The sequence below is a fragment of the Sphingomonas sp. PSPC2-2 genome, from assembly GCF_049897725.1.
Lineage (GTDB): Bacteria > Pseudomonadota > Alphaproteobacteria > Sphingomonadales > Sphingomonadaceae > Sphingomonas.
This window is the reverse complement of record NZ_JAFCWU010000007.1, coordinates 98,200-109,612: the sequence shown is the minus strand read 5'-3', so window position 1 is coordinate 109,612 and position 11,413 is coordinate 98,200. Positions and strand designations below refer to the sequence as shown.

13 protein-coding genes are annotated in these 11,413 nt (G+C 65.9%); 11 read left to right on the top strand and 2 right to left on the bottom strand.

Features of this window, described 5'->3' with window-relative positions; genetic code table 11:
* The first annotated feature begins 39 nt into the window (after positions 1-39).
* The 7 genes from glmM (at position 40) to ACP7BY_RS13770 (ending at position 7,215) form a co-directional block, all read left to right on the top strand.
* Positions 40-1,380 carry a phosphoglucosamine mutase gene (gene glmM, locus ACP7BY_RS13800; RefSeq protein ID WP_137902448.1) on the top strand — a complete coding sequence of 447 codons (1,341 nt, stop codon included), beginning with the start codon at positions 40-42 and terminating at the stop codon, positions 1,378-1,380.
* Between the two features lie 115 nt (positions 1,381-1,495).
* Positions 1,496-1,741: a DUF1272 domain-containing protein gene (locus tag ACP7BY_RS13795; RefSeq protein ID WP_137902447.1), complete on the top strand. Its 246-nt coding sequence runs from the start codon at positions 1,496-1,498 to the stop codon at positions 1,739-1,741.
* An 85-nt stretch (positions 1,742-1,826) separates the two neighbouring features.
* Positions 1,827-3,149, top strand: coding sequence for a bifunctional hydroxymethylpyrimidine kinase/phosphomethylpyrimidine kinase (locus ACP7BY_RS13790; protein ID WP_137902536.1), 1,323 nt, complete (start codon positions 1,827-1,829; stop codon positions 3,147-3,149).
* Positions 3,142-3,753, top strand: a complete 612-nt coding sequence (locus tag ACP7BY_RS13785) for a ribonuclease HII (RefSeq protein ID WP_033965841.1) — start codon at positions 3,142-3,144, stop codon at positions 3,751-3,753. Before ACP7BY_RS13790 ends, ACP7BY_RS13785 begins: the two co-directional genes overlap by 8 nt.
* A gap of 229 nt (positions 3,754-3,982) precedes the next feature.
* Entirely contained in the window at positions 3,983-5,122 is a 1,140-nt protein-coding gene (locus tag ACP7BY_RS13780; protein WP_033965847.1) for a site-specific DNA-methyltransferase, read from the top strand.
* Between the two features lie 107 nt (positions 5,123-5,229).
* The gene (folP, locus tag ACP7BY_RS13775) at positions 5,230-6,288 is read left to right on the top strand and encodes a dihydropteroate synthase (RefSeq protein WP_137902446.1); all 1,059 of its coding nucleotides are present in this window, start codon (positions 5,230-5,232) and stop codon (positions 6,286-6,288) included.
* A 42-nt stretch (positions 6,289-6,330) separates the two neighbouring features.
* Positions 6,331-7,215 (top strand): bestrophin family protein, encoded by an 885-nt coding sequence (locus ACP7BY_RS13770; RefSeq protein WP_033965840.1) that lies wholly within the window; start codon positions 6,331-6,333, stop codon positions 7,213-7,215.
* A 35-nt stretch (positions 7,216-7,250) separates the two neighbouring features.
* Here the strand turns inward: ACP7BY_RS13770 and ACP7BY_RS13765 are convergent, their stop codons facing one another.
* Both ACP7BY_RS13765 and ACP7BY_RS13760 read right to left on the bottom strand, forming a co-directional pair.
* Entirely contained in the window at positions 7,251-7,586 is a 336-nt protein-coding gene (locus ACP7BY_RS13765; protein WP_033965839.1) for a hypothetical protein, read from the bottom strand.
* A gap of 89 nt (positions 7,587-7,675) precedes the next feature.
* Positions 7,676-9,100 (bottom strand): sigma-54-dependent transcriptional regulator, encoded by a 1,425-nt coding sequence (locus ACP7BY_RS13760; protein ID WP_137902445.1) that lies wholly within the window; start codon positions 9,098-9,100, stop codon positions 7,676-7,678.
* A gap of 212 nt (positions 9,101-9,312) precedes the next feature.
* Between ACP7BY_RS13760 and ACP7BY_RS13755 the strand changes: the two genes are divergently transcribed.
* The 4 genes from ACP7BY_RS13755 (at position 9,313) to ACP7BY_RS13740 (ending at position 11,368) form a co-directional block, all read left to right on the top strand.
* Positions 9,313-9,441 carry an aa3-type cytochrome c oxidase subunit IV gene (locus tag ACP7BY_RS13755; RefSeq protein WP_086010570.1) on the top strand — a complete coding sequence of 43 codons (129 nt, stop codon included), beginning with the start codon at positions 9,313-9,315 and terminating at the stop codon, positions 9,439-9,441.
* Between the two features lie 2 nt (positions 9,442-9,443).
* The gene (locus tag ACP7BY_RS13750) at positions 9,444-10,565 is read left to right on the top strand and encodes an NAD(P) transhydrogenase subunit alpha (protein ID WP_033965838.1); all 1,122 of its coding nucleotides are present in this window, start codon (positions 9,444-9,446) and stop codon (positions 10,563-10,565) included.
* A gap of 74 nt (positions 10,566-10,639) precedes the next feature.
* The gene (locus ACP7BY_RS13745) at positions 10,640-11,047 is read left to right on the top strand and encodes an endonuclease domain-containing protein (RefSeq protein WP_249340803.1); all 408 of its coding nucleotides are present in this window, start codon (positions 10,640-10,642) and stop codon (positions 11,045-11,047) included.
* 9 nt (positions 11,048-11,056) lie between these two features.
* Complete coding sequence (locus ACP7BY_RS13740; protein ID WP_033965836.1) at positions 11,057-11,368, top strand: NAD(P) transhydrogenase subunit alpha; 312 nt, start codon at positions 11,057-11,059, stop codon at positions 11,366-11,368.
* The last annotated feature ends 45 nt before the right edge of the window (positions 11,369-11,413 follow it).

The following is an 11,413-nucleotide window of genomic DNA, read 5'->3' as shown; positions in this document are numbered from 1 at the left end:
CCTCTGAAGATACGGGCATAACCCAACGGATGAGGGCTGATGGCAAGAAAATATTTCGGGACCGATGGTATTCGTGGCCTGACCAACAAGGCCCCGATGACGGCAGCGATGGCGATGCAGGTCGGCATGGCAGCCGGCGCGCACTTCCGCCGCGGCGACCACCGGCACCGCGTGGTGATCGGCAAGGACACGCGCCTCTCGGGCTATATGCTCGAATCGGCGATGGTCGCGGGTTTTACGAGCGTGGGCATGGACGTCGTGCTGTTGGGACCGATGCCGACTCCCGCCGTGGCGATGCTGACGCAATCGATGCGCGCCGATCTCGGCGTAATGATCTCGGCCAGCCACAATCCGTTCTTCGACAATGGCATCAAATTGTTCGGTCCCGATGGCTATAAGCTGTCCGATGCTGACGAAACCGCGATCGAGGCGCTGATCGACGGTGAGATCGCGCTGTCGCCCGCCGCCGAGATTGGCCGTGCGCGGCGCGTGGACGATGCGCAGGGGCGCTATATCCACTTTGCCAAATCGACCTTTCCCGAAGATCTGCGGCTCGACGGTATGCGCATCGTGGTCGATTGCGCCAACGGCGCGGCCTATCGTGTCGCGCCGACTGCCTTGTGGGAATTGGGGGCCGATGTCGTCGCGATCGGCGTGACGCCCAATGGCAAGAACATCAATGACGGCGTCGGCTCGACCGCGCCGCAAACCCTGTGCGAGACGGTGGTGGCAAGCGGCGCGCAGCTCGGCATCGCGCTCGATGGCGATGCCGACCGGCTGATCGTGGTCGACGAAAAGGGCCATGTCGTCGATGGCGACCAGTTGATGGCGACGATCGCTAGCGGCTGGGCGCGCAGCGGGCGGTTGAAGAATGGCGGGCTGGTCGCGACGGTCATGTCCAATCTCGGGCTCGAGCGGCATCTCGCGGCGCAGGGCATCGGCCTGATGCGGACCGCGGTCGGTGATCGGCATGTGCTCGAGGCGATGCGCGCTCAAGGGTATAATGTCGGCGGCGAGCAATCGGGGCATATCATCCTGTCGGATTATGCGACGACGGGCGACGGGCTCGTCGCGGCGCTGCAGATCCTGGCCGAACTGGTGTGGGCGGGGGCTCCGGCGAGCGAGTTGCTGCACCGCTTCGAGCCATTGCCGCAATTGCTCAAGAATGTGCGGTTCGCGGGCGGCAAGCCGCTGGAGGCCGAGGCGGTGAAGGCGGTGATCGCCGGGGCCGAAGCCGAATTGAAGGGCAAGGGCCGGCTGGTGATCCGCCCGTCGGGCACCGAACCCGTTATCCGCGTGATGGCGGAGGGCGATGACCCCGCCCAGGTCGAGGCGGTGGTCGATCGCATTTGTGACGCCGTGCGCGTGGCGGCCGGCTAACTTCGTCCTCCCCTCCCGCTTGCGGGAGGGGCTGGGGGAGGGCATGTCATCCCGTGCCGTCCGCGACAGCCCTCCCCCGACCCCTCCCGCAAGCGGGAGGGGAGAAAGATACGAAATGCTCGAAATGCGCCCCGATTGCGAACGCTGCGGCGTGGATTTGCCCGCCGATGACGCGGGTGCGTTCATTTGCTCGTTCGAATGCACCTTCTGCGCCGAATGCGCCGAAGCGCTCGACGATCGCTGCCCCAATTGCCGCGGCGAATTGATGGACCGTCCCGCGCGCGTCGATGACGCGCTGGCGCGCCACCCGGCAAGCACCGTGCGCCGGTTTAATTCCCCTCCCGCTCGCGGGAGGGGTTAGGGGAGGGCCTGTGACGAACCTTCCCGACCAAGACAGCCCCTCCCCCAACCCCTCCCGCCAGCGGGAGGGGCGCTTTGTCCCGCGCATCCTGATCATCGCAGGCTCGGATTCGGGCGGGGGCGCTGGCATCCAGGCCGATATCAAGACGGTGACGATGCTTGGCGGCCACGCGATGACCGCGATCACCGCGATCACCGCGCAGAATACCTTGGGCGTGCAGGCGGTGCTGCCGGTGCCGACCGAGATGGTGATCGCGCAGATCGAATCGTGCGTGTCGGACATTGGGGTCGATGCGGTGAAGATCGGGATGATCGGCTCGGCGGCGACCGCGCGTGCGGTGGTGGACTATCTCGAACGCCTTAGCCCCTCCCCTTCAGGGGAGGGGTTGGGGTGGGGCCTCTCCCCGGATGCGCCCACTATAGGCACGGCCCCACCCCCAACCCCTCCCCTGAAAGGGAGGGGCTTAAGCATCCCCATCGTCTTCGATCCGGTGATGGTTGCGACCAGCGGCGATGTGCTGGCCGATGCCGATACGATTGCGGCGTTCGAGCGGTTGATGCGGATCGCGACGGTGGTGACGCCTAACTTGCCGGAGCTGGAGGCACTGCAAAAATCCCTCTCCCAGCGGGAGAGGGAGGGAGCCGCGCAGCGGCGGAAGGGTGAGGGTGATGTGGACGCTGCAGCAGACCCTCACCCTTCCCACGCCTTCGGCGCGGGCCCCTTCCCTCTCCCGCTGGGAGAGGGATTTTTGCTCGTCAAAGGCGGGCATGGCGAAGGGGACGAGATCGTCGATCGGTTGATCGGCCCCCAAGGCGAGGTCGCGTCCTGGTCTGCCACGCGAATCGAAACCCGCAGCACGCACGGTACCGGCTGCACGCTCGCCTCGGCGATCGCGACCTTGCTGGCACAGGGGCAGTCGCTAACCGCAGCGATTGCTGGCGCGCGGCACTTTGTTCGGCTTGCCTTGCACGATGCCCCCGGCCTTGGCGGCGGACATGGGCCAATGGGGCATCAGGCGGTGCGGCTCGATATCGGGCCGGAGCGGCGGCTCAACCAGATCACGCTCGGTCTGTCCGATTATGCTGCCTCGTGCGATTTCTACCGCACGCTCGGCCTTACCCAGATCGTTGCCACCGACGATGCGCATTATGCGCGGTTCGAGGCACCGGGCGGCGCGACGCTGTCGATCGAGCAAGGCGCGGAACCGACAGTGTTTTTCGAATGCGCCGATCTCGACGCCGAAGTCGCGCGCTTGCAGACGGCGGGGGTGGTGTTCGACCAGCCGCCGACCGACCAGCCCTGGGGCTGGCGCGAGGCGCGGTTGCGCGATCCCGCAGGCAATGCGGTCTGCCTCTATCAAGCTGGCGAAAACCGCCGCTATCCGCCATGGCGCTTGCGCGATGCCTAGCCTGAAACACGAGAAACTGTGCCTTGCGCCTGTCGCCGGGGTGGACGAGGCCGGGCGCGGGCCGCTGGCTGGGCCGGTGGTTGCCGCCGCGGTGATCCTGCCGGCCAAGGGTATCCCACGCGGTATCGATGATTCGAAGAAGCTGGCCCATGCCGACCGCGCGCGGCTGCATGACCGGTTGCGTGCCTGCGCGATCGTCGGGATCGGGATTGTCGAGGCCGAGGAGATCGACACGCTCAACATCTATTGGGCGACGATGAAGGCGATGACGCTGGCGGTGGAGGCGCTTGGCTGCGCGCCGGGGCATGTGTTGGTCGATGGCAACCGCTTGCCCAAATGGGGCTTTGCCGCGACCCCGATCGTCAAGGGCGATTCGATCAGCCTGTCGATCGCTGCCGCCTCGATCATCGCCAAGCATACCCGCGACACAATCATGCTCGCGCATGCCGAGGCGCATCCGCAGTATGGCTGGCACAGCAACAAGGGCTATGGCGCGCCCGACCATTTGCGCGCGCTGCGCGAGCATGGCCCGTGTCCGCTCCACCGCCGCAGCTTCGCGCCGGTCGCGGAGGCCTATCGCGCGCGGGAAACGCTGCTGGTGTGATTCGGGTCGGAATTCGTTCCGGGGCCATCTTTTTTTATCGCAAGTGAGTCCTCGCGGCGACACCCCAGCGGTTGGGCCTGTGGATAACTCCGGACTCAACATCTGCCCTGCTTCCCGAAATGTTCCGCCTTGTTAACGATTTGGCAGAGGTTTTCGTTAACCAATGTTCGCTTGACGGGAGTCCCCACATTCGCAGGGATGCGCGCGACAGCGAATAAAGGCGGGCATGATGGGCGTTTTGGAAAAGATCAGGGTCGGGACGAAGCTCGACACGGTGCCGCGCGTGCCGATGGCCGAATTGCCGCTCGACCAGATCCTGCAGGGGGATTGCATCGCCGCGATGCGCGCGTTGCCGGCCAAATCGGTCGACCTGATCTTCGCCGATCCACCCTATAATCTGCAGCTCGGCGGCGACCTGTCGCGGCCCGATGGCAGCCATGTCGATGCGGTGACCGACGAATGGGACAAGTTCGATTCGCTCAGCGCCTATGACAAGTTCACGCGCGAATGGCTGGTCGAGGCGAAGCGGATCCTGAAAGACAATGGCGCGATCTGGGTGATCGGCAGCTATCACAATATCTTCAAGGTCGGTGCCGCGATCCAGGATCTGGGCTATTGGATCCTCAACGACATCGTGTGGCGCAAGGCCAACCCGATGCCCAATTTCAAGGGCACGCGCTTCACCAACGCCCATGAAACGCTGATCTGGGCGTCGATGGGCGAGAAGGCCAAATACACCTTCAACTATCGCAGCATGAAGACGCTGAACGACGAATTGCAGATGCGCAGCGACTGGGAATTTCCGGTGTGCGGCGGGCAGGAGCGGCTGAAGAAGGACGGGGTCAAGGTCCATCCGACGCAGAAGCCCGAGGCACTGATCTATCGCATTCTGCTTGCCTGCACCAAGCCGGGCGATGTCGTGCTCGACCCGTTCTTCGGCACCGGCACGACCGGCGCGGTCGCCAAGCGGCTCGGACGGCGCTGGATCGGGATCGAGCGCGAGGACGACTATATCGCCGCCGCGCGCGAACGCATCGCTGCGGCGCTGCCGCTGGATGAATCCTCGCTCAAGACGATGCAAAGCCCGAAGGCCGCGCCCAAGGTGGCGTTCGGCGTGCTGGTCGAAAATGGGTATCTGACGGCGGGTCATGTGCTGTGCGATGCCAAGCGCCGCCACCGCGCGCTGGTGCGCGCCGATGGCAGTTTGGAAAGCGTGTGCGGCGCGGTCGGGTCGATCCACAAATTGGGCTCGACGCTGCAGAACGCGCCCGCCTGCAACGGCTGGACCTTCTGGCATTATGAAACGCCCGAGGGGCTGAAGCCGATCGACGTGCTGCGCCAGACCTATCTGCTGGCGACCCAGCCTTAGCCGCACACCGTCATGCCGGACTTGTTCCGGCATCCACGGTGCCGCAAAGAACATCGCGCGGGGATGGCACCACGGTGGACCCCGGAACAAGTCCGGGGTGACGTACTATGACCCTCCACCTCCGCCCGATCCAGTTTGTCGATACCCCGGTGGATCGCGACGGCGCGGTCGCGCGGCTGGCGGGCGGGATGCTGTGGTTCTCCGCTTATGAGGTAATTGAGGACGGGCGGCGGCGCACCGTGCCGGTGGCCGAGCTTGGCCCGCTGCTGCGCGACGAGCGTGCTGCCTCGCTCCACGCCGCGATCACCGCGCCGCGCGCGCCTTTGGTGCTGGGCGAGCGGACGTTGCGCTTCGATCAGCCGATGGTTGCGGGCATCCTCAATGTGACGCCCGACAGTTTTTCGGATGGCGGCGCAGTTCATGACGATCCGGCCGCCGCCGCCAGTGCGGGCGTGGCGATGGTGGAGGCGGGCGCGGCGCTGATCGACGTCGGCGGCGAATCGACCCGGCCCGGGGCCGCGACGGTGTGGGAAGGCGATGAGATCGCGCGTGTCGTGCCGGTGATCGAACGCCTCGCGCGCAGCGGAACGCTCGTTTCGATCGATACGCGCAAGGCGGGCGTGATGGAAGCGGCGCTGGGCGCGGGCGCGGCGATCGTCAACGATGTCGCCGCGTTATTGTGGGATGATCGCGCGCTGGAGGTGGTGGCGAAGGCCGGATGCCCGGTCGTGCTGATGCATTCGCCCGATCCGGCCAAGGGCGGCCATGGCAGTGTCGGCTATCGGGACGTGCTGCTCGAGGTGTTCGACTGGCTCGAGGCGCGGATTGCGGCGGTGGTCGCGGGTGGGGTGGACCGCTCCCGGATCCTCGTTGACCCCGGCATTGGCTTTGGCAAATCGCTGTCGGACAATCTCGCGCTGATCAATGGCCTTGCGCTGTTGCACGGCCTTGGCTGTCCGATCCTGCTGGGTGCCAGCCGCAAACGCCTGATTGGCGCGCTGTCCAATGAAGCGCCCGCGCGCGAGCGCCTGGGCGGATCGATCGCGCTGGCGATGGCGGGGGTGGCGGCGGGCGCGCAGCTGCTGCGGGTGCATGATGTCGCGGAGACGGCGCAGGCAGTGCGCGTCTGGCGTGGCTTGCGCGATCGGGCACTGGTCGGACGCTAGCGGCACGGCTAACCCAGCCGTCAGGTTGGAGGGAAGACGCCCATGATTATCGATTCCGGCCCGCGCCTGCGCCAGATTTTCGCCGAGGTGTGGCGACCGCTGCTCGTGCTGTTCGTCTGGGATGTGGTGGTGACGGGGGGCTATTATTTGCTCCCGTTCCACGCGCCGTCGCTGCCGTTGACGCTGTTCGGGTCGGCGCTGGCGCTGTTTCTCGGCTTTCGCAGCACCTCGGCCTATCAGCGCTGGTGGGAGGGGCGCGTGCTGTGGGGCGCGATGATCAACGCCTCGCGCAGCCTTGCCCGAACGGTGCGGAGTTATCTGCCCGACGCCGAAGGGCGGGATCTGCAGCGCGCGATCATCCTGCGTCATGTGACTTATGTGAACGTCCTGCGCTGTCAGTTGCGGCGGCAGGACCCCAGGCCCGAGGTAGAGCGCTTCCTGTCCCCGGACGAAGCCAAGCCCTCGCTCGCGCGCACCAACACCGCCAATGGCATCCTCGACGGCACCGGCCGCCGGATCGACCATGCGCGCGTGCTCGGCTGGATCGACACGGTGCAACAAGCGGCGATCGAGCGGATCCTGGTCGATATCACCAACGCGCAAGGCGGGATGGAGCGGTTGAAGAACACGCCTTTGCCCAATCAGTACCGCTTCTTCCCCGAGCTGTTCACCCGGCTGTTCTGCGTGCTGCTGCCGATCGGGCTGGTCGAGACGCTGGAATTTGCCACGCCGATCGGTTCGACCGTGGCGGGGGCGATGTTCCTCGCGGTGCTGCGCATTGGCGACGATCTGGTCGATCCCTTCGCCAATACCGTGCACGACGTGCCGCTGAGCGCGATGTGCCGCACGATCGAGATCGACTTGCTGCAAGCGCTGGGCGATCCAGCCCCCGAACCGATGCGTCCCGTCAAAGGGATCCTCTGGTAGGAAAAGGGCGGTAGTCGCCTACCGCCCCACCACAATCAGCAGCCGTTCTTGCGATTCTGTGCCGCGTCATGCTTCTTGTCGAGATGCTTGCCGAGCAGGGCACCGCCAACGCCGCCCGCCAGCGTGCCGAGCACGCCGCCGCCGAGCACATTGCCCGCGACCGCGCCGCCAACGCCACCGGCGATTGCTCCGGTGGTGCCGCTGCTGCGTTTGCAGCGATAATAACGGCCGTCCTCGCCGCGATAGGTCCGCTGATCGTCGCGACGATCATAGCGACGGTCGTCACGATCCTGCGCGACGGCCATGGTCGGCATGGCCGCCGGGACCAGCGAGAGCGCGGCCAGCGCCGCGAAAACGGATTTCTTCGACATGGGTAATCTCCTCGACGCTGTAACACACAGCGCTGCGGATATTTCCGCATCGGCCCTGAATTTGCGGTGAAGCGATCGTACAGGCGCGGTTAGGCTGCGGCGTTGTCGATCCCCAATTCGCCAAGCTTGCGGTACAGCGTCGAGCGGCCGATGCCGAGCCGTCGCGCCACTTCGGTCATGCGCCCGCGATAATGGCCGATCGCAAGGCGGATGACATCGGCCTCGATTTCCTCGAGCGCGCGCAAATTGCCATCGGCATGGAACAGCGTGACGCCGCCGCTGGTCGCCATCGGCACCGGGGTCGGCGTGGTGTGGCGCTGCCCGCCAAGCGCCGCGATCTGCGGGAAGTCCGCGCGGGTCAGCGCCGATCCGTCGCACAGCACGGCGGCGCGAAACAAGGCGTTCTGGAGCTGGCGCACGTTGCCGGGCCAGTCATACCGTCCCAGCAAGGCGAGCGCATCGTCGGTGATGCCAAGCTGGCGCAACCCCGGCTGTTGCGCGATCCGCGCGAGCAGATGGCGGGCGAGCGCCGGAATATCGCCGGTGCGTTCGCGCAAAGGCGGGATCGTCACCTGCACGACGTTGAGGCGGTAATAGAGGTCTTCGCGGAAGCGCCCGGCCTCGACTTCCTCGATCAAGCGCTTGTTGGTGGCGGCGATGACGCGAACATCGACTTCGCGGACGTGGCGTGCGCCGATCGGCTGGATCTCGCCCGATTGCAGCACGCGCAGCAATTTGACCTGCGCATCGAGCGGCATTTCACCGATTTCGTCGAGGAACAGCGTCCCGCCATCGGCGAGTTGGAAGCGGCCGATCTTGCGCTCGAACGCGCCGGTAAACGCGCCCTTTTCATGGCCGAACAGCTCGGATTCGACGAGGTTGGGCGGCAAGGCACCGCAATTGACCGCGACCATCGGCTTCTTGTTGCGCGGCGACGCGGCATGGATCGCCTCGGCGACGACTTCCTTGCCGACGCCGCTCTCGCCCTCCAGCAGCACCGGCACGCGCGCCCGCGCCGCTTTGGCAGCGATGGCGAGCGCGGCCCGGAAATCCGGCGCGGAACCGACGATCTCGTCAAACGCCAGCAGCGCCGGGATCTTTTCGGTCAATGGTCGCAATTCACCCGCCGCCTTGCCCGCGACCGCCGCGTCGAGCGCGCCAAGCAGCCGTTCGGGCGCGAGCGGTTTCACCAGAAAATCGGTGGCACCGCTGCGCATTGCGGCGACGGCCTGTGCGACCGAGCCATTGGCGGTGAGCAGCAACAACGGCAGATCGGGGCGGCGGGCGCGGATTTCGTCGATCAGCGCGCTCGGATCGGCCTCGGGAGCCCATTGGTCGAGCAACACGGCATCAAGCTGCATCCCGTCCGGCGTGCCCAGCATTGCGATCGCCATTTCGCCGTCGGCCGCGAACACCGCGCGCCAGCCACGCCGCGCCGCGATCGCCGCGACGAGGCGGCGCTGCGCGGGTTCGTCGTCGATCAACATCAGCAGGCGCTGTCCGTTGCGCGTCATGCTTTACCCCAATGCGTGCCAAATCCAGCCGCCAGCCATAGCGACAAGGTATGAAAGCGGGCTTAAACGCCCCGTCATGGGACGGGTGGGACAAAGTCGCACGATGGCACGCGCGCCCTGTAACAAATGTAAGGGGGGTTGAGGGGCCAGGCTGTGCGGGCTAAGCACGGGTCCGAAGCGGGGGTAACCCCGGATCTTCGAGGGGAGAAACGATGGCTGCCGATAGCGAGCTGCAAGTTCACCGCGCGACCTATGAAAAGGTCATTGCTGTCCTGAAATATGGTGCGATCGCGTGCTTCATCATCGCGTTCGTGGTGGTGTGGCTGATCTCGGGCAAATAAGCGTGAAGATCGCTGTCCTGCGTGAAACCGCCGAGGGCGAGCGCCGCGTTGCCGCCACTCCGGAAACCGTCAAAAAATTCATCGCGCTCGGCGCGAGCGTCGCGGTCGAAAGTGGCGCGGGGCTGACCGCCTCGATCGCCGATGCCGATTATGCCGCAGCGGGCGCAAGCGTTGCCGACCGCGCGGCCACGCTGGCGGGGGCCGAAATCGTGCTGGGCGTGCAGGGGCCTGCCGCCGATACGCTGAGCGGTGTCGCTCCGGGCGCATGGCTGGTCGCCGCGCTCAACCCCTTTGCGGACCGCGCGCGGATCGATGGCTATGCCGCAGCGGGCCTCGAAGCGCTGGCGATGGAATTCATGCCGCGCATCACCCGCGCGCAATCGATGGATATCCTGTCGTCGCAGTCGAATCTCGCAGGCTACAAAGCGGTGCTCGATGCAGCCGGCGTCTATGGCCGCGCCTTTCCGATGATGATGACGGCGGCGGGCACCGTTTCTGCCGCGCGCGTGTTCGTGATGGGCGTGGGTGTTGCCGGATTGCAGGCGATCGCCACCGCACGGCGCCTGGGCGCGCAGGTCTCTGCGACCGATGTGCGCTCGGCCACCAAGGAGCAGATCCTGTCGCTTGGGGCCAAGCCCGTTTTCGTTGAAAGCGTCGCGGGGATCGAGGGCGAAGGCTCGGGCGGTTATGCCGGTGAGATGAGCCCCGAATATCAGGCGGCGCAGGCCGAATTGGTGTCGTCGCACATCGCCAAGCAGGACATTGTCATCACGACCGCGCTGATCCCGGGGCGCCCCGCGCCACGGCTGATTTCGGCGGCGCAGGTGGCGAGCATGCGGCCGGGGTCGGTGATCGTCGATCTCGCGGTCGAAAGCGGCGGCAATGTCGAAGGCGCGGTGGCGGGCGAGACCGTGGTGGTGAACGGCGTGTCGATCGTCGGCCACCGCAACGTCGCGTCGCGGCTGGCGGCGGATGCCTCGGCCTTGTTCTCGCGCAATTTGTTCAATTTCCTCAGCGCCTTCTGGGACAAGGAGGCGGGCAAGCCCGTGCTCGATGCCGAGATCGGCGATGCGATCCGGCTGACGCAGGGCGGCAAGATCGTCAACGCGCGGTTGTTGGGGTGAACGGGCTGACGCCCTCCGATCCTCCCCGGAACGGGGAGGGGGACCGTGCGCATTCAGCGAACGGTGGAGGGGGCGTGCCGCGCGTGGTCCGCCCGGAAGTGGCCATTGCCAGAAAATTGCGGCGTGACCTTAGCCTGCCGGAGGCGTTGCTATGGCAGCGGTTGCGGGGGCAGCAAACGGGGCTGAAGTTTCGGCGGCAGCATCCGGTTGGGCCGTATGTCGTGGATTTTTACTGCCCGGCGGTGACGACCGTCGTCGAGATCGACGGCGAAGCGCATAATCGCGCCGGTCGGCCGGATCGCGATGCGGCGCGCGATGCGTTTCTTCGGGAAAATGGCCTTCGCGTCGTGCATGTTTCGGCACAGCGCGTGCTTGCGGATCCTGACGCCGCTGCGGATGCGATCGTTGCGTTTGTGGCACGCCCCCTCCACCATTTGCCGGAAGTGGCAAATGGTCCCCCTCCCCGTGCCGGGGAGGATTAAGGACAGCATATGGACTTTATCTCGATCCTTTCGATCTTCGTGATGGCCTGTTTCGTCGGCTATTATGTCGTGTGGTCGGTCACCCCCGCCCTACACACGCCCTTGATGGCGGTGACCAATGCGATTTCCTCGGTCATTATCGTTGGGGCGCTGATCGCCGCGGCGGCGGCCGGGATCGGTGAGGGCGGGGCGACGTCGAAATGGCTCGGGCTGCTCGCGGTGGTGCTGGCGAGCGTCAACATCTTCGGTGGCTTTGCCGTCACCGCGCGGATGCTGGCCATGTACAAGAAGAAGGTGCCGAGCGCGGCCGCCAAACATTGATTTCGTCACCCCGGCTTTATGCCGGGGTCCACTCATCCACTGACG

What these genes read in the sequence shown, in the direction of transcription:
- ACP7BY_RS13785 (WP_033965841.1), top strand. Translation starts at nt 3,142, where the DNA reads ATGCCTAGCCTGAAACACGAGAAACTGTGCCTTGCGCCTGTCGCCGGG.
- ACP7BY_RS13780 (WP_033965847.1), top strand. Translation starts at nt 3,983, where the DNA reads ATGGGCGTTTTGGAAAAGATCAGGGTCGGGACGAAGCTCGACACGGTG.
- ACP7BY_RS13760 (WP_137902445.1), bottom strand. Translation starts at nt 9,100, where the DNA reads ATGACGCGCAACGGACAGCGCCTGCTGATGTTGATCGACGACGAACCC.
- ACP7BY_RS13770 (WP_033965840.1), top strand. Translation starts at nt 6,331, where the DNA reads ATGATTATCGATTCCGGCCCGCGCCTGCGCCAGATTTTCGCCGAGGTG.
- ACP7BY_RS13795 (WP_137902447.1), top strand. Translation starts at nt 1,496, where the DNA reads ATGCTCGAAATGCGCCCCGATTGCGAACGCTGCGGCGTGGATTTGCCC.
- ACP7BY_RS13765 (WP_033965839.1), bottom strand. Translation starts at nt 7,586, where the DNA reads ATGTCGAAGAAATCCGTTTTCGCGGCGCTGGCCGCGCTCTCGCTGGTC.
- glmM (WP_137902448.1), top strand. Translation starts at nt 40, where the DNA reads ATGGCAAGAAAATATTTCGGGACCGATGGTATTCGTGGCCTGACCAAC.
- folP (WP_137902446.1), top strand. Translation starts at nt 5,230, where the DNA reads ATGACCCTCCACCTCCGCCCGATCCAGTTTGTCGATACCCCGGTGGAT.
- ACP7BY_RS13740 (WP_033965836.1), top strand. Translation starts at nt 11,057, where the DNA reads ATGGACTTTATCTCGATCCTTTCGATCTTCGTGATGGCCTGTTTCGTC.
- ACP7BY_RS13755 (WP_086010570.1), top strand. Translation starts at nt 9,313, where the DNA reads ATGGCTGCCGATAGCGAGCTGCAAGTTCACCGCGCGACCTATGAAAAG.